Annotated in this window: 21 protein-coding genes and 1 riboswitch; of the genes, 12 read left to right on the top strand and 9 right to left on the bottom strand. The window is 46.1% G+C overall.

Going from position 1 to position 21,089, the window contains the following annotated elements:
* Nucleotides 1-3: 3 nt before the first annotated feature.
* The 4 genes from LY387_RS21945 (at nucleotide 4) to elbB (ending at nucleotide 3,253) form a co-directional block, all read left to right on the top strand.
* Nucleotides 4-867 (top strand): MurR/RpiR family transcriptional regulator, encoded by an 864-nt coding sequence (locus tag LY387_RS21945; RefSeq protein ID WP_234496329.1) that lies wholly within the window; start codon nucleotides 4-6, stop codon nucleotides 865-867.
* 159 nt (nucleotides 868-1,026) lie between these two features.
* Nucleotides 1,027-1,248 (top strand): hypothetical protein, encoded by a 222-nt coding sequence (locus LY387_RS21940; protein WP_234496328.1) that lies wholly within the window; start codon nucleotides 1,027-1,029, stop codon nucleotides 1,246-1,248.
* The gene (locus LY387_RS21935) at nucleotides 1,226-2,485 is read left to right on the top strand and encodes an alpha/beta hydrolase (RefSeq protein WP_234496327.1); all 1,260 of its coding nucleotides are present in this window, start codon (nucleotides 1,226-1,228) and stop codon (nucleotides 2,483-2,485) included. Before LY387_RS21940 ends, LY387_RS21935 begins: the two co-directional genes overlap by 23 nt.
* Before the next feature lie 117 nt (nucleotides 2,486-2,602).
* On the top strand, nucleotides 2,603-3,253 hold the full coding sequence (elbB, locus tag LY387_RS21930; RefSeq protein WP_234496326.1) for an isoprenoid biosynthesis glyoxalase ElbB: 651 nt from the start codon (nucleotides 2,603-2,605) through the stop codon (nucleotides 3,251-3,253).
* A gap of 63 nt (nucleotides 3,254-3,316) precedes the next feature.
* Here elbB and LY387_RS21925 read toward each other — a convergent pair whose 3' ends face one another.
* Together LY387_RS21925 and LY387_RS21920 are read right to left on the bottom strand one after the other, a co-directional pair.
* Nucleotides 3,317-4,669, bottom strand: a complete 1,353-nt coding sequence (locus LY387_RS21925) for an alpha-amylase family protein (protein ID WP_234496325.1) — start codon at nucleotides 4,667-4,669, stop codon at nucleotides 3,317-3,319.
* Between the two features lie 361 nt (nucleotides 4,670-5,030).
* A complete protein-coding gene (locus tag LY387_RS21920) occupies nucleotides 5,031-5,387 on the bottom strand; it encodes a YibL family ribosome-associated protein (protein WP_234496324.1) in 357 nt (118 codons plus the stop codon).
* Nucleotides 5,388-5,549: 162 nt separating this feature from the next.
* Nucleotides 5,550-5,647: riboswitch (purine riboswitch) on the top strand.
* 157 nt (nucleotides 5,648-5,804) lie between these two features.
* On the opposite strand from LY387_RS21920, the gene LY387_RS21915 reads away from it, so the two are divergent.
* The 3 genes from LY387_RS21915 to guaD are packed head-to-tail and all read left to right on the top strand — an operon-like array spanning nucleotide 5,805 to nucleotide 9,141.
* Entirely contained in the window at nucleotides 5,805-7,025 is a 1,221-nt protein-coding gene (locus LY387_RS21915) for a NupC/NupG family nucleoside CNT transporter (RefSeq protein WP_042469903.1), read from the top strand.
* Between the two features lie 11 nt (nucleotides 7,026-7,036).
* Nucleotides 7,037-7,747, top strand: a complete 711-nt coding sequence (deoD, locus tag LY387_RS21910) for a purine-nucleoside phosphorylase (protein WP_234496323.1) — start codon at nucleotides 7,037-7,039, stop codon at nucleotides 7,745-7,747.
* Nucleotides 7,748-7,794: 47 nt separating this feature from the next.
* On the top strand, nucleotides 7,795-9,141 hold the full coding sequence (gene guaD, locus LY387_RS21905; protein ID WP_234496322.1) for a guanine deaminase: 1,347 nt from the start codon (nucleotides 7,795-7,797) through the stop codon (nucleotides 9,139-9,141).
* A gap of 66 nt (nucleotides 9,142-9,207) precedes the next feature.
* On the opposite strand, the gene ppiC is transcribed toward guaD, so the two are convergent.
* Nucleotides 9,208-9,486 carry a peptidylprolyl isomerase PpiC gene (ppiC, locus tag LY387_RS21900; protein WP_004737764.1) on the bottom strand — a complete coding sequence of 93 codons (279 nt, stop codon included), beginning with the start codon at nucleotides 9,484-9,486 and terminating at the stop codon, nucleotides 9,208-9,210.
* 178 nt (nucleotides 9,487-9,664) lie between these two features.
* Between ppiC and LY387_RS21895 the strand changes: the two genes are divergently transcribed.
* Nucleotides 9,665-10,570, top strand: coding sequence for a chemotaxis protein (locus tag LY387_RS21895; protein ID WP_234496321.1), 906 nt, complete (start codon nucleotides 9,665-9,667; stop codon nucleotides 10,568-10,570).
* A 41-nt stretch (nucleotides 10,571-10,611) separates the two neighbouring features.
* On the opposite strand, the gene LY387_RS21890 is transcribed toward LY387_RS21895, so the two are convergent.
* Nucleotides 10,612-11,238 (bottom strand): YSC84-related protein, encoded by a 627-nt coding sequence (locus tag LY387_RS21890; protein ID WP_234496320.1) that lies wholly within the window; start codon nucleotides 11,236-11,238, stop codon nucleotides 10,612-10,614.
* Between the two features lie 169 nt (nucleotides 11,239-11,407).
* Between LY387_RS21890 and mtgA the strand changes: the two genes are divergently transcribed.
* Nucleotides 11,408-12,085: a monofunctional biosynthetic peptidoglycan transglycosylase gene (mtgA, locus tag LY387_RS21885; RefSeq protein ID WP_234496319.1), complete on the top strand. Its 678-nt coding sequence runs from the start codon at nucleotides 11,408-11,410 to the stop codon at nucleotides 12,083-12,085.
* On the opposite strand, the gene LY387_RS21880 is transcribed toward mtgA, so the two are convergent.
* Nucleotides 12,075-13,313, bottom strand: coding sequence for a multidrug effflux MFS transporter (locus LY387_RS21880; RefSeq protein WP_234496318.1), 1,239 nt, complete (start codon nucleotides 13,311-13,313; stop codon nucleotides 12,075-12,077). The two genes, mtgA and LY387_RS21880, sit on opposite strands and share 11 nt — an antisense overlap.
* Before the next feature lie 88 nt (nucleotides 13,314-13,401).
* Here LY387_RS21880 and LY387_RS21875 point away from each other — a divergent pair, with 88 nt between their 5' ends.
* Nucleotides 13,402-14,298: a LysR family transcriptional regulator gene (locus LY387_RS21875; RefSeq protein WP_234496317.1), complete on the top strand. Its 897-nt coding sequence runs from the start codon at nucleotides 13,402-13,404 to the stop codon at nucleotides 14,296-14,298.
* 54 nt (nucleotides 14,299-14,352) lie between these two features.
* Here LY387_RS21875 and LY387_RS21870 read toward each other — a convergent pair whose 3' ends face one another.
* Nucleotides 14,353-14,589 (bottom strand): hypothetical protein, encoded by a 237-nt coding sequence (locus LY387_RS21870; protein WP_128649424.1) that lies wholly within the window; start codon nucleotides 14,587-14,589, stop codon nucleotides 14,353-14,355.
* Between the two features lie 205 nt (nucleotides 14,590-14,794).
* Here LY387_RS21870 and LY387_RS21865 point away from each other — a divergent pair, with 205 nt between their 5' ends.
* On the top strand, nucleotides 14,795-15,376 hold the full coding sequence (locus LY387_RS21865; RefSeq protein WP_234496316.1) for an FMN-dependent NADH-azoreductase: 582 nt from the start codon (nucleotides 14,795-14,797) through the stop codon (nucleotides 15,374-15,376).
* A 485-nt stretch (nucleotides 15,377-15,861) separates the two neighbouring features.
* On the opposite strand, the gene LY387_RS21860 is transcribed toward LY387_RS21865, so the two are convergent.
* On the bottom strand, nucleotides 15,862-16,707 hold the full coding sequence (locus tag LY387_RS21860; RefSeq protein WP_234496315.1) for a hypothetical protein: 846 nt from the start codon (nucleotides 16,705-16,707) through the stop codon (nucleotides 15,862-15,864).
* 168 nt (nucleotides 16,708-16,875) lie between these two features.
* Between LY387_RS21860 and LY387_RS21855 the strand changes: the two genes are divergently transcribed.
* A complete protein-coding gene (locus LY387_RS21855) occupies nucleotides 16,876-18,198 on the top strand; it encodes a ferric reductase-like transmembrane domain-containing protein (protein WP_234496314.1) in 1,323 nt (440 codons plus the stop codon).
* A 74-nt stretch (nucleotides 18,199-18,272) separates the two neighbouring features.
* On the opposite strand, the gene LY387_RS21850 is transcribed toward LY387_RS21855, so the two are convergent.
* Nucleotides 18,273-19,292 (bottom strand): hybrid-cluster NAD(P)-dependent oxidoreductase, encoded by a 1,020-nt coding sequence (locus LY387_RS21850; protein ID WP_234496313.1) that lies wholly within the window; start codon nucleotides 19,290-19,292, stop codon nucleotides 18,273-18,275.
* Between the two features lie 56 nt (nucleotides 19,293-19,348).
* Nucleotides 19,349-21,010: a hydroxylamine reductase gene (hcp, locus tag LY387_RS21845; RefSeq protein WP_234496312.1), complete on the bottom strand. Its 1,662-nt coding sequence runs from the start codon at nucleotides 21,008-21,010 to the stop codon at nucleotides 19,349-19,351.
* Nucleotides 21,011-21,089: the final 79 nt, after the last annotated feature.

Raw genomic sequence — 21,089 nt, 5'->3', positions numbered from 1 at the left:
ATTTTGAGCGTAGAAGTAGACATTATTTCTCAGATCACGGAGCGCTACAGCGCGCTTCGTGATGCAGAAAAGAAGGTGGCAGACCTGATCACCGACGATGTGAGCAGTGCCGCAAACGCAAGTATTACCGAGCTTGCAGAACAAGCGAGTGTCAGTGAAGCGACTATTACCCGTTTCGCCAAGGCAGTGGGATGCAAAAACGTACGTGACCTGAAAATCAAGCTCGCTCAATCGCTAGCTGTGGGTCAACGCTTCATCATTGAGCCCCCAGTTCAAACTGGACACCAAGGTATTTATGAGTCGATAAAACAAGCTCTAGATATCAACCGCGCATTGATAAACGAAGCAGACGTCAGCAAAGCCGTGGAACTGCTGCATTCGGCAAGGCAGATCATTGCTATCGGTGTTGGCGGTGGCTCAACCATCACCTCGCAAGAGCTGCAACATCGTTTGTTTCGCCTTGGATACCCGGTTGTATCGTACAATGACGGTCTGTTAACCCGGATGGTGGCAGCGACGGCAGATGCCAACGACGTTATGGTGGTCATCTCCGCAACAGGTCACACACCGATCGTGGTCGAAACTGCAGAAACCGCGAAGCAATATGGGGTTCCTATCATTGCCATTACCCCTTCAGGTTCACCACTGGCTGACTTAAGCGACATCGTGTTACCTATCGTTCATAAAGAGACCGACTTTATCTACAAACCCTCGGCATCTCGATACGCAATGTTGGCTCTTGTTGACGTGCTAGCCATGGAACTTGCCGTGAATCACAAGCGCCGTTCTCGCGACCGCCTACGCCGATTGAAGTTGGCTCTGGATACTCATCGTACGGGCAGTGATCGTCAGCCACTGGGCGATTAACTCTCCCAAAAAAATTTCCCTCCCCCTAACAAACATGAACGCTAATCTGACTAGGCGTTCATGTTTGGTTCATATTCTCTGTCGTATTATTTCGATATCAAGGAGAGATGCCATAAAGACTCATCCATTCTTAAATTCGGTTTTTACAGAGAGGTCATTATGAAACAAGCACTCCTAACTATCAGCGCACTGTTTATCGGTTTTGTTGCAATGATGTTCAGCCTAATCATGGCGATTCCAATGGCGATTGCTGCATATATCACGGGCAACCGTATAAAAAAGCAGTTAGATAAAGAATTCGCTCGTCAGCGTCAGGCTCAAGGTTACTCAGCACAAGGAAATACGATAGAGGGTGAATATGAAGAAGTATCGTCCAAATGAATCTAAACGAGAGAAGCGATCACGCCATAAACGAAAGGTGGTGGCGTTAGCGTTCTATCTTGCTGCATTTGTTACAGCAGGCATCTTTGGCTGTTCAACCAAAAATGAAAATCCTTCATTTACGCATTCAGCGTCACTTCCAAGTTATCAACAAGATAGCTATCAAAGTTACGTGAGTGAGACAGAGCAGTGGCTCGCAGAAAATAGAGCCTATAAGTCTGATGATCATCAGCTGGAAGTGGCTTTGAACAGCCCATTTGAGGTCACTCCCAACAAACCTAACGGCGAAGCCGTTCTGCTCGTGCATGGTTTGGGCGACTCCCCCTACTCTTTTCACGATATCGCACAGCATCTCGCTGACCAAGGCTACTTAGTCAGAGCCATTTTATTGCCTGGTCACGGCAGCAAAGTGGGCGATCTTATCCTACCAAGTTTTGAAGACTGGCGAGGCGTCGTAGACCATCATACCGACCTACTATTAGAAGATTATCCATCGGTTTGGCTTGGCGGTTACTCCACAGGCGCAAACCTAGTCACCTCCAGAGCACTTGAAGATGACCGTGTATCTGGACTCTTGCTGTTTTCTCCGGCTTTCCAGCCAACGTCAACCGCCGTTAAGTACGCAGGTTTTGCAAGCCTGTTCATGCAGTGGGCTGACCAAGACCCTGAAGACAATATGCTTCGATACAACTCGCTACCTATGAATGGCGCTGCCGTCTATTACGACACCGTGAGCGAAGTACAAAACAAGCTCGCTGCTCATGACTTTAGTAAGCCAACCGTAATGGTACTCAGTGAGGGTGACAGTGTTGTCGATACAGCCGCAGCCGTTGAATGGTTCAACCGTCAATTTCCAAACCCCGCCAACCGATTGATTTGGCAAGGAGAATCAGCACCTAGTGGCGAGCGAGTTATCCAACAGTCGATGAGACTTCCGAAGTACCGCGTGTCAAATGGCTCTCACATGGGCATGCTTTTCCACCCAAACAACCCCTATTACGGCACCAAAGGAACTGTGGCGATTTGCGACAATGGTCAATCTGAAGAAGGCTACAATGCGTGTCTGAGAGGCGAAGAGATGTGGTATTCATCTTATGGGTATCAAGAACCAGGGAAAGTACACGCTCGGCTAACCTTTAACCCCTACTTCGAAGAAATGGCAGCGGTACTGGACTCTACGATGGCAGCAACCAAAACCGTTGATGAGGGTTCTTTGCAACACGCCTCCACTCGATAGAAGAATGCTGGTTGATATACTTTTGCTTGATAGAGCACAGAAAAGAAACGAGTAACTCCAACCTTCTGTTAGATAAACTATTATTGTTGAATAACAATCATCAGAGGGCATTGGTTTATGAAAAAGATAGCGGTAATTCTCAGCGGATCTGGCGTATTTGATGGTGCGGAAATCCATGAGTCCGTACTTGCGCTTCACGCTGTGGAAAAAGCAGGCTCGACTTGGCACTGCTTCGCGCCAAATGTTGAGCAGCTCCACGTGGTGAATCACCTAACGGGGGAAGCAACGGAAGAGTCACGAAATGTCCTTGTTGAAGCAGCTCGAATAGCAAGAGGCAATATCGAAGATGTTGCAAAGCTTAATGTCGATGACTTTGATGCTCTGCTTGTACCGGGTGGCTTTGGCGCTGCTAAAAACCTAACAGACTTTGCTATCAACGGTGCAGAGTGCTCAATCAATGCTGACGTTGCCGCTGCATGTCGTGCATTCAAAGATGCCAAAAAACCCGCGGGTTACCTCTGTATTGCGCCTGTCATCATTCCAATGGTCTATCCAGAGTCAGTAAAAGGTACGATAGGCAATGACGATGGCACCGCAGCTGGCTTTAATGGCCTTGGTGGCCAACATGTTGATTGTCCGGTCGACGATATTGTGTTCGATGAAGAAAACAACGTATTGTCGACGCCTGCATATATGCTCGCTAATAGCATTTCAGACGCGGCAAGTGGTATCGAAAAACTGGTAACCAAACTCGTTGCTCTAGCTTAACCCGAAATCAAAAAAGCCCCTACTATCCAGCAGGGGCTTCCTCAATCATTCCCTTTTCTCTTCTCAAGTGATAGTTAGCACTTCAGCACTCATTGGCTCGATGTGCAATGCACCACCAACCTCAACGACTGTGCCAGAGAAAATGGACGTCAGTGTCTTAGATTCATTCAGTGCGATCACTTTGCTGCGCGAAGATTTATTGATGACGACGACACCTTTATCGCCGCGACGGAAAGCGAGAAGATCTTCGTTTGCTTCAATCACCTCAGCACTTGATTCGTGTACTGTATTGTAAAAATGAATAAGCTTCGCCAGTTTAGGATCTTTCCAGCTATCGACCCATCTTGGTAAACCTTTCGCATTTTTGATCCCACTCGGATCGAGGTCACTGTAAATCAGCGGAACCCCTTCCCCGCGAGTCAAAATATAAACATATGCCAGCCATTCATCCGACTCTTCCATAACCATGTTGCTAAACACATCATTGTTTGGAATATCATGGGTAGTTACAAACGTGATAGAACGTTCATGCGTTAACGCCTGACCAAAACAGTATGGGTCAATCAAGGAAGTGAGACTGCCTTCTTTCGATGAAAAGGCGTCAAAAATGGTCTTAAACAACGGGAAGTCGTAAGCAGCAAGGCGAGTTTCCTCTAGATACGGCTGAAGGAATAACTCGTACTCTTCTTCCGTCGCGCCGCCGTCGGTAATGATCTCACCGAATACGTGCATACCCTCAGTAATATCTTTGGTGAACACCTTTTTGATGTGCTCTAGCGTCAAATGCTTGGCGGCATCGATACGATAGCCACGTACGCCAAGGTCTTTCATAGCTAGCAAGTAAGCTTGCTGCTGCGCAATCACGTGATCGCTTGTTCTGAGTGTTGGTAGACCTGGATCCTCTGGACCACCAGTAAGACGACCATTTTGAACTTCCCAGCGATCTTTCCAATTTTCAATACCAAACGCTTCAACAAAATCTTCTTCCGTGAAAAGTGGCTTGCTGAGATCGCCAAACAGCTTCTGCTGCTCAAAGTAAGTCGAATGGTCTTGGTAATTCGCCATATCTTGAGAGCTAGGATATTGAAGGTCGAGTCTTTGACTCGATTCATTCGCCATATGATTAAAGACCACATCAATATAAACCCATAAGCCGAGTTCATTGAGGGCATCCATCATGGCTTTGAAGTCTTCGGTGTTACCTAGCTTATTATCAATAACTCGATAGTCTTGCGGCTGGTAAAGCTGCCACCAGAGGACCTCTTTCTCACTTCGATATGACTTCATTGGCGGTGAAACCAGCACTGTCTTGTACCCACAAGCTTTGATTTCCTGAGCTCGCTCAGTTACCAATGCATATGGCCAATCGAACGCATGAAGAATCACGTTACTCTGACTAGTGGTAGTGTTAGACATTTGAATCGCCTTTGTTATTTGGAATTACGTCAATAAAGACAAATTATAGTGACTGGGGAAACGTAGGGCTCATCCCCCGACCGCTTTCTCTTGTATTAGAAAGTAGGCGTAGATAAAAATTTAAGATGATATTTTAGAGTATCTCTAAAGTTATCTTCATAACACTATGAAATATAAATACATTTCGACCTACACAAGAAACATTTTGTCACACCCGTTACGAAATCGTTAAATCTCTAGCTTCCTAAGCCGTGAGCCGTGTCACAGCACGTATCAACGTAACTGTATCGAAAAACCACGTCTGTCAGGTACAAAAAAGGCGCACTAGCTAACTAGTGCGCCTTTGAAAAAGAAATAATGATTAGAATGGCTTAGGAGCGTAGCCAGTCATTACCTTCAGCTTCAGCTCTTTGCCAATTTTAGTCATTGGGTGAACCACAACTAAGCCTTTTACTGACTTCTTCAGTTTGCCCATATCAGCCTGTTCGGCTTTGGTAATTTCACGAGAGAATGGCATGTCGAGCAAGCTTTTGCGCTCTTTGTTCATGTCATAGCTCTGCTTGTGTTTCATTTGAGCGATCTTTTTGGTGATTTTATCAATCTCATCCGTAAAGCGTGAGATCAACTCATTGTCGCCACGAGATTTCGCGCCGTCCAACTTGTGCTTACACTTGTCGAGGCGGTTATTTAGTTTTTGAAGTTCTTGTTTCATGCTCATGGCGTTAACCTTCTTATGATCGTTCGTGGTCGCGCATCATAAAGTCTACAACCCAATAATGCTAGAGTTCTGCGCATTATTTTATCAGCTAGAGAAAATACCCTGACGCAAACGGTTGCAATCACAAATTGCTTTATATAGAATCCGCTGCTCCCAAAAGTTGGGACTTACTGTCAGGCATTTTGTATAAGCTTCAAATACGGTGAAGCGTTTCTACAGAGCACCAATATTGCTCTTCTATAAGATGACCTTAGACCCTATCTGCTCTTATATCTATAAGTCTGTTCAGTGAGTATAAACACGCACCTGCACAAACAACGTGCCTTAAGTGCGCTCACTTAGATTTTTACTACCTATTTCATACGGACATCACTGCTATTACGGACATAGCTAGGTACACCACAAAAGAGCTGTATCATGTCTTTACTTATGAGCATTGTCGGTATCATCGCACTGCTATCTGTTGGCTTCCTATTTTCTGAGAACCGCCAAGCCATCAACAAACGTACTGTCTTACTCGCCTTAACCGCGCAAATTGGTTTCGGTGCTTTTGTTATGTTTGTTCCTTTGGGTGAACAAATCCTTCAGGGCATGTCTAACGGCGTTAACCACGTTATTTCTTACGCTAACGAGGGTCTCGCGTTTGCCTTTGGCGACCTAGGCAAGTTTGGCATGGGCTTTATTTTTGTTATCAATGTACTTTGCGTAATCATCTTTATCTCCGCGCTAATTTCTGCACTGTACTACCTAAACATCATGCAAACCCTAATCAATGTGATTGGTGGTGCATTGACTAAATTGCTTGGCACATCGAAAGCAGAATCGCTAAGCGCGACAGCGAACATCTTTGTTGGCCCAATCGAAGCGCCGTCAATGATTCGACCTTTAGTGAAGAACATGACTCGCTCTGAGCTTTTTGCCGTTATGACCGGTGGCTTAGCAAGCGTCGCTGGCGGCACCATGATCGGTTACATCAGCCTTGGTGTCGATCCAAAGTACATCATCACTGCATGCTTCATGACGGCACCTGCGGGGTTACTATTTGCGAAACTTCTATGCCCGCAGACAGATGAAGTGATCACGGACAAATCGATTAAAGTCGATGATAAAGAAGCACCAAAGTCGCTTTTAGATGCCATCACGGAAGGCTCTTTGGTCGGTATGCATCAAGCGGCTACAGTAACCGCATTGGTGATTTCATTTGTTGCCCTCGTAGCGCTTTTAAACGGCATCATTTCAGGCGTTGGTGGCATGGCAGGTTTCGAAAACGCAAGCCTAGAGCTCATTATCGGCTACATCTTGTCACCTCTCACTTTCCTTATGGGTGTTCCATGGAACGAGGCTGTGACCGCTGGCGCGCTGATCGGCAAAAAGATTGCTGTGAATGAGTTTGTCGCGTACATGAGCTTCGTTGAAGTCAGTGAAACACTAACGGCTAAGACGCAAGCAATCATCGCGTTTAGCTTGTGCGGCTTTGCTAACATCGGCTCACTAGCCATGGTTATCGGTGGTATCGGTGCTATGAACCCAGAGCGTCGTCCACTTCTTGTTGAAATCGGTCCGCGCGTACTATTTGGCGCCATTCTGGCAAATCTAATGTCCGGTACTATCGCTGGTCTGCTTATCACTCTGTCTTAAGGAACTATACAATGCCAACTACACATATTAATGCGAACAAAGGCGACTTTGCAGAAACGATTCTAATGCCGGGTGACCCACTTCGCGCAAAACTTATCGCTGAGACTTATCTTGAAAACCCAAGACTCGTTACCGATGTTCGTAATGTATACGGCTACACTGGAACCTACCAAGGTAAAGAGATCTCGGTGATGGCGCACGGTATGGGCGGTCCTTCAGCAACGATTTACTTTCATGAGCTAATGACAGAGTTCGGAGTTAAGAACTTCATTCGTATCGGTAGCTGTGGTGCGATTCACGATGACGTAAAACTGAAAGACGTTATCGTCGCAATGGGCGCATCTACCGACTCCAAAATCAACCGTATTCGTTTCCGTGATCACGATTACGCGGCGTTGGCTGACTTCAATATGCTGCAAAATTGTGTGTCTGTGCTGAGCGAAACTGACATGAGCTATCGTGTTGGTCAGGTATTCTCATCAGATCTCTTCTATCGCCCAGACTTCGACATGTACGAGCTCATGGCGAAATACGGTGTGCTGGGTGTAGAGATGGAAGTCAACGCGCTTTACTCATGTGCCGCTGAAAATGGCTGCAAAGCCATTGCGATGTGTACGGTGACCGATCACATCACTAAAGGCGAACACCTTACCGCAGACGAACGTCGCACAGAGCTGCACGAGATGATCAATGTCGCACTTAAGACTGCGCTAACACTGTAGTCAACAATTAGCCCAGCACTTGCCTGGGCTTTTTTAGGAATCAGGATATGTCAAACCGAGCCATCGTCGCCAACCTTTACCATGCTCCACAACGAGGTAGCTTTGAATACATAGAGCAAGCCTGTATTGAAATCGATGCTACCGGTACCATCACCCAAGTGCTTTCAAAGAGCGATCATAAGTACGATGAAGTGATCGCAAACCATGAGCAAAGCAATAGCTTAACGCGGTTAGCTAAGAATCAGTATTTGCTACCAGGTCTCGTTGACCTGCATACGCACGCCCCACAGTGGCCTCAAGCAGGAAAAGGATTGGATCTTCCGCTTAATGATTGGCTAAACCAATACACGTTCCCGCTAGAAAACCGTTATAAAGATCCAGACTTTACGGCCAGAATTTATCCAGAACTTGTCGATACGCTTATCGCTCATGGCACCACCACAGCGATGTACTTTGCTACCATCGATAGTGCGCCGTCCGAGTATCTTGCTCAAGTGTGTAAAGATAAAGGTCAGCGTGCTCTGGTTGGCAAGATCTCTATGGATGAAAAGTCCATGTGCCCGGAGTACTATGTAGAGTCCTCGACTGAAGTTGCTATTTCTGCCGCTGAAACCTTCATTCAAAACATCAGAGAAATCGACAATCAACAGAATTTGATCCACCCAGTAGTGACGCCTCGTTTTGTACCTACTTCTACAAAGCAACTACTGGAAGGCTTAGGTAAGTTGGTTCAAAAGTACCAATGCCATGTTCAAACTCACGCATCTGAAAGCGATTGGGCTCGTGATTTTACTCAGCAAGCTTTTCAGAAAACGGATGTCGAGCTTTACGAGGAAACAGGTCTCCTGACTCGGAAAACCGTACTGGCGCACTCTATTTTTCTGACCCAGAGCGATAAAAATACGATCAAAGAAGTAGGAGCAGGCATTGCCCACTGCCCACTTTCTAACATGTATTTTGCTGATGCCGCTTTTCCATTGAGAGAAGCGTTAGACCAAGGTTTGCATGTGGGACTCGGCTCGGATCTCTCGGGCGGACCACTTCCATCCATTTTCCACGCAGCGCTCGATGCCGTCAGTCACTCTAGAGTGAGAGAGGCAGGTACGAACACTCACATTATGGATCAGCGAGGAGAAGCACATAGCCGAGTTTCATTTGTCGAAGCATTTTGGTTGGCGACTCACGGTGGAGGATTAACCCTGGATCTTCCTGTCGGTATTTTTAAGCCAGGTTACTACTTTGACGCTTTGGTGATCGACTCGAACACTGCCGGAAGCCAAGTGCGTATCTATGATGACTTGGATTCAGCACAAGATGCCCTGGAGAAGATCATTGTTCACACAACCGAGCCTGCTATTTCAGCGGTTTGGGTAAGTGGCAAGCAGATTAAGTAACCCTCACGAAAAGAGCCCGCGTATATAACGCGGGCTCTTTGGTATTCTAGTATGGAACAATAAGTACTAAGTTCGGTACAGTACCTTCACTACGTGCCAGCCAAATTTAGTCTTTACCAAGTGAGGAACAAGCGTTTCACCCGAAAAGCACACCTTATCAAACTGTGGCACCATTTGACCCTTGCGGAACTCACCCAGGTCACCCCCTTTCTTGCCAGATGGACACGTAGAATATTTTTTTGCAAGCGTTTGAAACTTAGCGCCTTTCTTAAGCTGTTTAATGATATCTTCAGCTTGTTCTTTGTGTTTTACCAAAATGTGAAGTGCTGCCGCAGTTCTTGCCATGGTATGCCTCTGTGTTATCGCGAGTATGGGATGATAAGTGGCGCAGAGTGTAATCTAAACTGAGATGTAAATCACGTTTACTTTTCACGCAGTTAAACTTTTCTAACGATCTGCCGCATTAACTTTTAGCGATAAAGTTTATAAAATCAACCTATTGGTGATTAGAGTAAGAGTTCAAATGAAAGCAAGCATCAGTAAGGCTAATCAATCTCAGGGCATGTTGTTGTTTACCCTTAACATGCAAAAGCAGCGTTTTGCCATTGGTACGCTAAAGGTGCGTGAAATTGTGCCTTTTATGCCGACTACGCAAATCCCATATTCGCATCAGCATGTTGTGGGGACGGTCAGCATTCGTGGGCTTACTGTACCCGTCATCGATATGGCTGCTGCTATCGGGTTCCGACCTATCGCCCCTGAAGAGTACAACAGTACCTATCTGGTCGTGACCGACTGCCTTCGCACGGTGGTAGCATTTATGGTTCGAGATATCGATAAAATCATCGAGTGTGATTGGAAATCCATTGAACCTGCACCGGAGAGTAGTGGTAAAAATGTGTTTGTCACGGGTGTGACTCGCTTTAATGATCAGATTGTTCAGCTTCTTGATGTGGAGCTTCTGCTTTCTAAGATCTATCCGCAATATGCCGATACCAAGATCCCGATGCTTACCGACGTGCAGCGCGAGAGAATAAAGGCGCTTAATATTCTGCTTGTCGACGACTCATCCATCGCAAGAAAACAGCTGGGTGATGCGCTAAACCAAATCAGCATTCCATTCGATCTCTGCAAAGATGGCAACAGTGCACTTGAATTTATGCGTGCAAAAGCCTCGCGAAATGACGCGATAGATATTCTCGTGAGTGATATTGAGATGCCGGGGCTGGATGGCTATGAACTCGCCTTTGAAGTACAAAATGACCCAGCACTTGGTCACGCTTATCGTATTTTGCACACCTCACTTTCAAGTGAAATGTGTACCGAAAGAGCCCATCAGGTGGGGGCTCACGAAGCGCTGGTGAAGTTTAATGCCGGTGAGTTGATCGAAGCTATGTTGCGAGGCGCAGAAAGTCTCACCGCGAACTAGTCATGACGCCTCTTTTAGAGGCGTCATTCATTTCTATTCAACTATTCCGCGTCGTAGTTGTTATTCGGGGCAAATGAGAATCCCTGACCACCGATCGATGCTTCGTACATCAGGCCACCTTTAGTCATAGTAAACACAGCCATACCATTGATGTAAGTTGCTTTACTCTGCTTATCACCCGCTTGTGCTCCCGCTCCTGTTGAGCCTGCTTGTGCGCTCGCTCCAAGTGTCAGAGCCACCGCTGATGCTTGCGCACCAAATTCAAAGCTACCGCTGGTAAAGGCGTAGTAATCCGCTTTACTCTCGAAGAAGATGATTTCGCTATAGGCCTGAGCGCCCAACTGCAAACCGATACTAAGCTGCGCTAATGTCGAATCGCCAACGTGTGTACCTTGACGATAAACCTGACCTTCGCCATAAGATCCACCGATACCAAACCCGCCTTTACCGACAGTTGGAAACACAGCATAACCATACGCATTTTCAAAAAACGGCTGCGTGGCTTCTGCTTGCTTAAACTTATTGAGAGTGGCTTCATACTTACTGCTAGATTCTGAAGACGTAGTGTTTTGTGCTTTATTAACATCTTGTTGAGCCTCCTCAGCAAATACGCTAGGAGTAACGGCAATACATACTGCAAGCAGTAAAGGTGAGGCTTTGACGAACATGTGCTTTCCTTGTTTTTGATAGGCAACGTTAGTTAAGATACTAACTTATTGGATATGCACAACGTTAGACGATGAAGGATTTTAATAGTTCAACAATCAAGCTCGGTATTTTTGCCTCAGCCTGCGTTTCAACCTAAACTAAAGAGTCGCACATTACTCCTGTAAGGCAATGAAAACTATGCTAAAGAAGCTATTGCTCAACTTGGTTTGTATCGTACTCGGCGTTCCATTGCTCTTAGTGCTGTTTTTTAAGTTTGTTAATCCACCCATTTGGGGGTGGAAAATAGCGCGCACCCTATCTCCCCCAAACGGGTACCCCGAGCAGACTTATCATCAATGGGTATCGATCTCTAATATCAGTCCAAACATGCCCAAAGCTGTGGTCGCTTCTGAGGATCAAAAATTTCCATCTCATTCAGGTGTTGATTTTCAAGCCCTGTTTAGTGTTATCGCACAAAGTGGCTCATCGGGACCAGCACGAGGCGCAAGCACCATCACCCAACAGACAGCAAAAAATGTGTTTTTGTTTCCGAGTCAAACCTATGTGCGTAAAGCTTACGAGCTGTATATCGCGATGCTGCTTGAGCTGATCTGGGGCAAAGAGAGAATCATGGAAGTTTACCTCAACGTCATCGAGTTTGGACCGGGCATTTATGGCGTCGAAGCCGCGAGCCAGCAGTTCTTCGGAATTCAATCAAAAGAACTGACCGCCATTCAAGCGGCTCAACTTGCCGTCGTGTTACCGAATCCATACAGAATGCAGCCTACTCCCATGTCTGATTATGTGAACAAGAGAACACACTGGGTTGTCAATCAAATGAATAACTTAGGACCGCTTACTCTCTAACGCGTGAAGGCGTCTCAACATCACTAGCAGGACTAACGCCTTGACCAAAACGTCGTATTTGGCTCATCAGCAATACGACGACCATGATTAAAGCGGACATCAAATAAAAACGCCCTAGTGAATCTTGAGTGGTTACCCACTGTTCAACCAAATATCCGCCAAAAACACCTGCAATGACCATTTGTATTGAGCCCGATAAAGCAGAAACGGCACCGGCTTGCTCTTTATGTGGCCCAAGCAGCAGCGATATAGAAATAGGGAATGAAAGTCCTTGAGCCACCGTGAGCCAAGTAAATGCGAACAATAGGTTAAAGACGGTCATCTCGGTCATCATCAGCCAAAGACCAGATAAGCTCATAATGATGATTGCAAGAAACAAGATCCAACTGGTCGAGAAGAACCGATTGAGGATATTGAGCGACACACTACCCATCATCAACCCTGCCGAAGGTATGATCATGACAGAGCCATATTCCGCAGCCGTCAGCCCCAACTCATGCTGCATAAGGAATGGAAACAGGCTTAACGTCACTACTGCCCCAAGGTAACTTATCCAGTTATAACTCGCGCTGCCTATGACTTGAGGGTTGACCATTAACTTGGCGTAATTGCTCATAACTAGACTCGGTTGAAACGGTCTCGGCTGATAAGGCAGAGTCTCAGGTAAAATAAACCAACCTAAAACAAAAATAGCGACAAGATAAATCAATACAAAAACAAACACCGCCTCCCAACTAAGGTGAAACGCAATCCATCCACCGAAAACAGGCGCGATAATTGGCATGACTGAAGCAGTGACTGAGATGTAAGAAAGTGCCTTAGTAAGTTGCTTGCCATCATAGCTGTCTCTGAGCACACTTCGTCCCAGTACTGATGCGCTACCCGCTCCCAAGCCTTGCAATAAGCGTCCGATCTCCAGTGCGGTAAAATGTTCGTTAAGTGCAATACACAGGACAGTCCCGAGCAGATAAACACCTTGTCCTAAGATGAAAACAGGGCGTCGGCCGATCGCGTCAGAGAGCGGGCCATAAAAGAGTTGTGATAAGCCAAAACCAACTAAAAATAGTGTCACGAGCATCTGCACATCAGCATGGCCGATGGATAAGGACTCACTAATAAGAGGCAGCGAAGGCAAGTAAATACTCACGCCGACTTGGCCCGTTGCAATGATCATCATTGCGAGCAACATAGGGGTTTTGTTGAAGGATTTATTGTGTTTTTTACTCATACACTCATTCTATATTGCGTATGAATCATTGATAATACACTATAAGGGAAACAGAATACGTCCTATCAGGAAACAATAAGAGGTCTTCATGGATTGGATATCGTGTATCAACACCTACATTCGTGTCGTAGAAGAAGGCAGTTTCAATGGTGCGGCTCGCCGACTCAATACCACCAGCTCAGCAATCAGCAAACGCATACATTGGATTGAAGACCGCATCGGCGTCCAGCTTCTCAAACGAACCACCAGATCCGTAACGCAAACCGAAGCGGGCGCCCTATTTTATCAGCGCGCTAAAGACTCTTTGGATCGCTTTCAGTCAATTATTGACGAAACTCGCTCGGTCAACGAAACACCAGCAGGTCTACTTAAAATTGGCGCAACCATAGCGGTCGGCTCTAAGTTCTTAGTTCAGTACCTGAACGACTTTCTCGCTCAATACCCGGACATACGAATCCAGTTGACAACCACCGCGCCTGGTGAACTGCCAACCAGTAATCTCGACGTATTTATAAGTCGTGAGTTGGAGACGCTCAACTCATTGAGCATGAGGCAAACGGCACTTTTTGAGCAAAGAATTGGCTTTTACGCCGCCCCCTCTTACATAGAAGAGTTTGGCGCACCAAAAACCGTTGAAGAGCTTAAACAGCACAACATTCTTATTTGGGGAGAACGCCCACAACGCGAATACAAGATATCAAAAAACCAACGAATCATGCTCTCAGGAAACTTCGCGACGACTAACCCAGAAGCCCTTTTCTATGCAGCTAAAAATGGTATGGGTGTGTTGATCAGTAACGATGTAATGATCAAAGAAGACGTAAAGTCCGGGGCATTGATACGCGTTTTACCCGAAATTCAAGCAATGGACTCGACTGTCTATGCCTACTATCCAAAACTAGATTACGAACACACTCGGACCAAGCTGTTTCTTGATTACATCAAAATGCGACTATCTCAGTCGAACGATGAGAAGGGAGCGTAATGGCTCCCGATCCAATGAGTAAGTAATCCCTCTAAACTCATGCTCAATACTGGGTCATGCAGCACTAGTAAAGTGCAACTTCGCCTTAGCAAAAAGAAGCTCTAAACCATAGATAGCAGCAAAGAGACAAGAGAAGAACCATGCCGACTGAACAGCAATAACAAACCAGCTATTCTTCCATTCAAGTGCTGTATTTACAATCACTTGCATGCCAGTAAAATACACTGCAACACCAACAATTAGCGCTACCAACAAAGACATCACCGTAAGAATTGGAAACCATTTCGCCATAAGATACTCCTGATAGATATGGTAAGTTCAAAGATTCTTTGTAAGTTGCTGCATTAATAATGCCACTTTTTATGTGGTTATTTTCTTGTTCGATTTTTTCGAACTAGATACTCAAACAAAGCGGCTTATCAGTTCTCTATCTCACATCTAAACTGGGCACATTGATAGGAAAGCGAGCAATGCTTTCATTAAAGAGGATAACCCCATGTCTAATACACTTGTTTTGAAATCGAGCATTCTTGGCGACTACTCACAATCTAACCAGATTATTGAGCAAGCGATTGAAGGTAAATCCAACGTTACTATTCGCGATCTCGCAGCAGAGCCTGTTCCTGTTTTGGATATGGCAGTAGCAACCGCATTGCGAAGCACTGGCGACGACCTAAGCGATGAGCTTAAAGCAATTGTTAAACTGTCTGACGAGCTAATCACAGAGCTTCAGAACGCTGAAAAAGTGGTCATCGCAGCACCGATGTACAACTTTATGATCCCTACGCAGCTAAAAAACTATTTCGATCTCATTGCTCGTGCTGGCGTGACATTTAAGTACACAGAGACAGGTCCGGTTGGTCTGATCAAAGACAAAAAGGTTGTTGTAGTCACCACTCGTGGCGGCATTCACAAAGACACGCCTCGCGACAGTATGCATGATTACCTTGCAACGATTCTTGGCTTCCTTGGCATGACTGATGTTGAGTTCGTATACGCTGAAGCACTCAACATGGGTGATGAGCCAGCAGCAGAGAATCGCGCGTCAGCACTGGAAGCACTTGCTCCACTCGTGTAATCGCGTAGACAAAATAGAGTGATGAGTGCCGTTTATAGGCATTCATCACTTCTTCTGTACATTTCCCAACCCCACAGTTCAAATTCCATACAAACCTACGACAGTTTTCCACGGATATAACTGCACGCCCGTGCAATAATTGACGAGTCCACTTTTTGGGGGAGTCGCGTTGGTCGTTTTCTTCACTTTCTTTCTAAGTCTATATTACTTAATCGCTTTTCCTGGCGGGGTTCGCGCCTACCAGAGAGGTCAGTTGAGCTTCGGGGACGCATTTCTACCGCTTAGTGTATTCGCTACATGGTCACTGCTTGCGACGTCAGGAATTGGCGCACAAAGCTTGGGCAATCTTGTTGAGCTCGTCTTTTTACTGGGCGCTTCGGTCGCTCTGTTTTACATCAGGCTTTGGTACGTCAAACTTCACCCTACAAACGCAGCACTGTCTTTGATTGCCCTCTATTGCATCGTCATAACGCTTGTTGTACTGACTAGGATGAGCTTTCCGTTGATACCTGAATAGCTTGAAGTTTAACTCGCAGCGCTTCTGCAAACTCTCTAAGTTGGCGGGCATTATCTGCATGTAAAGGGTCACCACAAGCTCTGCCATTGTTGGTAATCTCAGGGCTGGAGTAAATTGAGAGCAGCTCGGACTCATAACTCATTATGGTGCCCGCACCGCCACACTGATACCCTCGCGCATAGGGCTTCAACCTGTCTTTATTCATGTCTGAGGTATGCTTTTCTAAAGTTTCATCTAGGACCTTGAACCAAGAACGGTCATCGTGCCAAGCCCAAGATAAATGCCCTAATTCATGCTCTAGCGTGTACTCGTCAGCGTGTTCAGACAACAAAAAGAACTGGCTATTTACATCAGGGTTGGTCGTGCCAATGGTGTATTCCTCAAAATAACCATCGTCGTCCGCTAGGATGACGCCATAAAAATGATTCGGGGAAGATTCAATGTATCGATGTTTTTCTTCTCCAATCAGCTCAGCCAAATCTTCCCTAATCTTGTCGATATCAAACAGAGCTCTACCACTAAAATCCACCACTGAAACCTCAGCTACGCTTCGCTTCATCGGTATGCAAGAGTTTTTCATGATGACGTTACTTTTTCTTACTGAGCGCTCAATCTCACTCGTGACCTCATCTAGACCATAGTTCTCAATCACGGTTTTCGACACAAAGAAAAAAATCGGCGTTTCGACAAGCTCTCCCATCGAACACTTTGGCAACCTCATACCTGGTTTATCAACTTTGTAGAACACCGGAATCAGAGTTAATGACAAACAGAACATAATTATTAGGCTTTGAATAGACAGCAGTTTTTTCATTTTAATATGCACTTTAGCTGATATTGTTTAATCCTAACCTAGAGATGAGATGAATAGTGATTAAACCTCGCTAAAGCCAACCTAGCTCAAGCATTTACATTGATTTACCTAGCATGACGTTGCCTTACATAGCATGGAGTAGAGTTAAAGCTCAACAGGAGCGTTATTATGAAAAAACTCTATTCTATGGTGCTCGCCCTCGTGTTTGTGGTCACCTTTATCTGGTTTCAAGCCGAGCCCTCATTGCTAGACAATGAGAGCTTTATGCCGTGGCGAAGCGCATTACTACAACTCACTGGAATCGTTTCAGTATTGCTTCTGACCCTTACCATGTTGCTGGCACTGCGACTTCCCGTCCTTGAAAATCTTACTCGAGGGTTAGATAAATCATATCGTCTACACAAGTGGACAGCGATATATGGCGTCATCATAGGCGCAGTGCACTGGCTTTTAGCTATTGTGCCGAAACAGCTCGTTAGCGCTGGCTATATGGAGCGTCCGCAACGCGGTTCACCGGCCTCGATCGACCCAGACTCACTTTATGCTGTGATTCAACCACTTCGCGGCAGCGCTGAAGCCATGGGAGAATGGATGCTGTATCTGTTTATTGCTCTTACGTTATTAGCGCTGTTTACTCCAGTAAAATACAAGGTGTTTAAATGGACGCACAAGTTGATGGCCATTGCGTTCGTCGTCATTGGCTACCACTCACTTGTATTGTTGAAACACGCGTATTGGGATAATGCGATCACACCAATTACTGTTGTTATCGTTTTAACGGGCGTTATCGCCGCGTTGTGGAGCTTATTAGGAAAGATTGGAAACAGCCGCAAGCACGTAGGCTCGATTGTCGACGTCCACTTCAACGAAGAGAACTCGACGACTGAGGTGGTGGCACAACTTCCATCTTGGAAAGGGCATCAATCCGGTCAATTTGCGTTTATAAAACTTGGTGATGAAGAGCCTCACCCTTTTACCATCGCGTCGTTCGATAAGGGAAATCAGCAAGTGGGCTTTTTGGTCAAAGCATTAGGAGACTTTACCTCCGACATTCAGAACCAAGTGTCCGTAGGTCAACAAGTCGAAGTGGAAGGACCTTATGGCCGATTTGATTTCAACGACAACAGAAAACAGATTTGGATTGCAGGAGGCATAGGCTGCGCGGCGTTTAAAGCGCGTCTGGAGGAGCTCGCGACATCGAAGTCTAATGGCAACGTCGTGTTCTACTATTGTACCCAAGCGCCCTCAAAAGCCTTGATTGAGGAGATGGAGATCGCGGCTGCCAAAGCAAACGTCGAGTTTCATGTCATCGACAATCGACTTAAACCGTTTTTGTCTATCGAGCAGATACACCAAAAACACCCTGATTTGGCGGAGCGCAGCATCTGGTTTTGTGGTCCTGTGGGGTTTAAAGATGCCCTGCTAACACAGCTCAAAACACTAAAACTTGACACTTCAATGTTCCACTCAGAGTTGTTTAACTTCCGATAACCCAATGCTTCTCGTTTAAACGCAGGGACAAAAAAGGCGCTTAACTCGCGCCTTTAGTCAATCTTAGCCAGGTACTAGTTAAGGCTTACCTCTACATCGGACTTGATAGTACTCGAACATGCCAACACATAGCCATTCGCTCTATCTTCATCTGATAAGGTTTCAAAGCTTGTAGACTCAACCTGACCAACCTTCACTTTGCACTTGCACGAACCACAGATGCCACTTCGGCACGCCGCGATGACAGGCACTCCACCTTTCTCGAGCGCATCGATCAGCAAGCTACCTTCATCCGCTTCCAGTTCCATACCGAAATCTGGCACTGCAACTTTTACCACGCTTTCTCCCACATCAGTATTCACCTGGGTAGGAGTAAAGCTTTCTTGATGGAACTGCGACATATCAAATTGTGCTTCTTCGAGTGCTGACTTGACCGCTTCCATGAAGCCTGTAGGGCCACACAAATAGACGGTGCGATCTCGAAAATCCGCCACCAACTTATTAATCCACTCGAGGCTTATCATGCCTTGTGGAAAGGTCGTCCCAGCATTGTCTTCAAGCAGCATGTTGAGATTAAAATGATCCACCGAGCGGTTTAGCTCCACAAGCCTGTCAAAATAGATAGCGTCTTGCTTACTCTTGGCGAGGTGAAAGAACTCAATATCAATATTTGCATCTTGCACCAGCCACTGGTCAACCATCGACATAATAGGTGTCACACCACAGCCAGCACTCAGCATCAGCACTTTCTGTTTCGGAACACAATCGACATTATTAAACTGCCCAACCGGTGCTTGCGCATCTACCTTGTTTCCCACCGCTAGACTGTCAACAATATGGTTAGAGACCAAACCGTTAGGGACACGCTTAACAGTAAACTTAAGACGTTGTTCACCTGGTACTGAGCTGATCGAATAGGCGCGAAACGTCTTGTTTCCATCGATATCAAAACCAAGTGAAGAAAACTGTCCTGCCTTGAAGTCGAACGAACCTTGCTCAGAGTCACTCGATAGCTCGAATGACACCGAATCTGGCGTCTCAAACCATTTCTTGGTGCAGGTTAGTTGAATTGTCTCTGAATCAGACCATGCCATTTTGCTTCTCCTAATAAAGAAATGACGCCTAAAGGCGTCATTTCCGTCACCTACGTTTACGCTGCCAGAATCGTTTTTAAGTCCTCTTCCACGGTTGTAATACCGCGCATGTCGAACTTATCTTGCAGAATGCCCATTAGGTTATCGGTTAGGAATGCAGGCGCTGTTGGACCGGTATAAATACCTTTCACACCCAGTGCTAACAAGGTCAGTAGAATCACGATCGCCTTTTGCTCGAACCAAGAAAGCACCAGTGTTAGAGGCAGTTCGTTGATATCACAATCGAACTCGTTTGCGAGAGCAAGTGCGAGTTGGATTGCTGAATAAGCATCATTACATTGACCAACATCCAACAGACGCGGGATGCCGTTAATGTCGCCAAACTGATTTTTATTAAAGCGGAACTTACCACAAGCCAAAGTCAAAATAACGCTGTCTTCTGGCGCCTGAGCAGTAAAGTCTGTGTAATAGCTGCGCTCAGATTTGTCGCCATCACAACCGCCGACTAGGAAGAAGTGCTTAATCGCACCCGCTTTCACTTGCTCTACTACTGCTGGAGCTGCTTGCATCAACGCATTACGACCAAAACCAACCGTGATCATGTGTTCGATTTCGTCATGCTGGAAGCCATCTTGAGCCAACGCACAGTCGATCACTTGTTTGAAATCATCACCTTCAATGTGAGCAACACCCGGCCAACCTACGATACTGCGCGTAAACAAGCGGTCGGCGTATTGACCGACGTTCGGGTTGAGCAGGCAGTTGGAGGTCATCACAATCGCACCAGGGAAGTTCGCGAACTCCTTCTGCTGGTTTTGCCAAGCACTACCATAGTTACCAACAAGGTGTGGGTATTTTTTAAGCTCAGGGTAAGCGTGAGCAGGCAGCATCTCACCGTTGGTGTAGACATTAATGCCCAAGCCTTCGGTTTGCTGAAGGATCTTCTCTAAATCATGCAGGTCATGACCAGACACAAGGATACACTTGCCTTTAACAGTCTTTACATTCACTTGCGTTGGCTCAGGATGACCAAAGGTGTCAGTTTCACCTTTATCGAGCATCTCCATGATTTTGTAGTTCATTAAACCAATCTGCATCGAGGTATTAAGCAGTGGCTCAAGGTCAACGGGGTCAGTGCCTAGCCAAGCCATGATTTGATGATACTCACCATACACAGCTTCGTCGGTCTGAGACAACACGCGCGCGTGCTCAAGGTATGCTGCTGCGCCTTTTAGACCATAGAGGCAAAGTAAACGCAGACCAATCACATCCTCGTGTAGGCTGTCATGACCACGGTTGACTGCTGCGGTAGGGGCAAACTCTAGTAGTGCTTCTTTTGTTGTTGGTAGCTCAAATTTCGCCGCAGGAGATAGCTCATCGATGGCAATACCTTTAACCAGAGATGCCGCTTGTACTTGCTGCTGAAGGCGAGCTTTATATTGCGCCGCTAGATTAGAGAGCTCGATGATACGCTCTGGGTCGAAGTTAACATTAGTTAGTGTAGAGAAGAAGGCTCTCGGCGCCCACTGGTCAATTTCTTGGTCAACAATACCAAATTTACGACCTTGGTCAGCCCAGAATGAAACACCCTGCAGGGTATACACTAATACGTCTTGTAGGTCGGAGACTTCTGACGTTTTGCCACACATACCTTGTGTGTATGAACACCCCTTAGAGACAGGGGTTTGAATAGTTTGCTCGCATTGAATACAGAACATAATAAGGACTCCAGTATTTTAAGTCGTGCTTTGGTACTTAGCCAAAGCTGATTATTTCCTGAAGCCCTTATAGCATTTC

Origin of the sequence: Vibrio maritimus (genome assembly GCF_021441885.1) — a bacterium.
Taxonomy (GTDB): Bacteria; Pseudomonadota; Gammaproteobacteria; order Enterobacterales; family Vibrionaceae; genus Vibrio; species Vibrio maritimus_B.
The sequence above is the reverse complement of the archived record's forward strand: the minus strand, read 5'-3'. Positions and strand labels throughout refer to the sequence as shown.

Coding starts and splice junctions, on each gene's coding strand:
- hcp (WP_234496312.1), bottom strand. CDS start 21,010: ATGTTCTGTATTCAATGCGAGCAAACTATTCAAACCCCTGTCTCTAAG.
- mtgA (WP_234496319.1), top strand. CDS start 11,408: ATGAAAACTATGCTAAAGAAGCTATTGCTCAACTTGGTTTGTATCGTA.
- LY387_RS21935 (WP_234496327.1), top strand. CDS start 1,226: ATGAAGAAGTATCGTCCAAATGAATCTAAACGAGAGAAGCGATCACGC.
- LY387_RS21925 (WP_234496325.1), bottom strand. CDS start 4,669: ATGTCTAACACTACCACTAGTCAGAGTAACGTGATTCTTCATGCGTTC.
- LY387_RS21940 (WP_234496328.1), top strand. CDS start 1,027: ATGAAACAAGCACTCCTAACTATCAGCGCACTGTTTATCGGTTTTGTT.
- LY387_RS21865 (WP_234496316.1), top strand. CDS start 14,795: ATGTCTAATACACTTGTTTTGAAATCGAGCATTCTTGGCGACTACTCA.
- LY387_RS21880 (WP_234496318.1), bottom strand. CDS start 13,313: ATGAGTAAAAAACACAATAAATCCTTCAACAAAACCCCTATGTTGCTC.
- LY387_RS21870 (WP_128649424.1), bottom strand. CDS start 14,589: ATGGCGAAATGGTTTCCAATTCTTACGGTGATGTCTTTGTTGGTAGCG.
- LY387_RS21860 (WP_234496315.1), bottom strand. CDS start 16,707: ATGAAAAAACTGCTGTCTATTCAAAGCCTAATAATTATGTTCTGTTTG.
- LY387_RS21875 (WP_234496317.1), top strand. CDS start 13,402: ATGGATTGGATATCGTGTATCAACACCTACATTCGTGTCGTAGAAGAA.
- ppiC (WP_004737764.1), bottom strand. CDS start 9,486: ATGGCAAGAACTGCGGCAGCACTTCACATTTTGGTAAAACACAAAGAA.
- deoD (WP_234496323.1), top strand. CDS start 7,037: ATGCCAACTACACATATTAATGCGAACAAAGGCGACTTTGCAGAAACG.
- LY387_RS21890 (WP_234496320.1), bottom strand. CDS start 11,238: ATGTTCGTCAAAGCCTCACCTTTACTGCTTGCAGTATGTATTGCCGTT.
- LY387_RS21920 (WP_234496324.1), bottom strand. CDS start 5,387: ATGAGCATGAAACAAGAACTTCAAAAACTAAATAACCGCCTCGACAAG.
- guaD (WP_234496322.1), top strand. CDS start 7,795: ATGTCAAACCGAGCCATCGTCGCCAACCTTTACCATGCTCCACAACGA.
- LY387_RS21855 (WP_234496314.1), top strand. CDS start 16,876: ATGAAAAAACTCTATTCTATGGTGCTCGCCCTCGTGTTTGTGGTCACC.
- LY387_RS21850 (WP_234496313.1), bottom strand. CDS start 19,292: ATGGCATGGTCTGATTCAGAGACAATTCAACTAACCTGCACCAAGAAA.
- LY387_RS21895 (WP_234496321.1), top strand. CDS start 9,665: ATGAAAGCAAGCATCAGTAAGGCTAATCAATCTCAGGGCATGTTGTTG.
- LY387_RS21915 (WP_042469903.1), top strand. CDS start 5,805: ATGTCTTTACTTATGAGCATTGTCGGTATCATCGCACTGCTATCTGTT.
- elbB (WP_234496326.1), top strand. CDS start 2,603: ATGAAAAAGATAGCGGTAATTCTCAGCGGATCTGGCGTATTTGATGGT.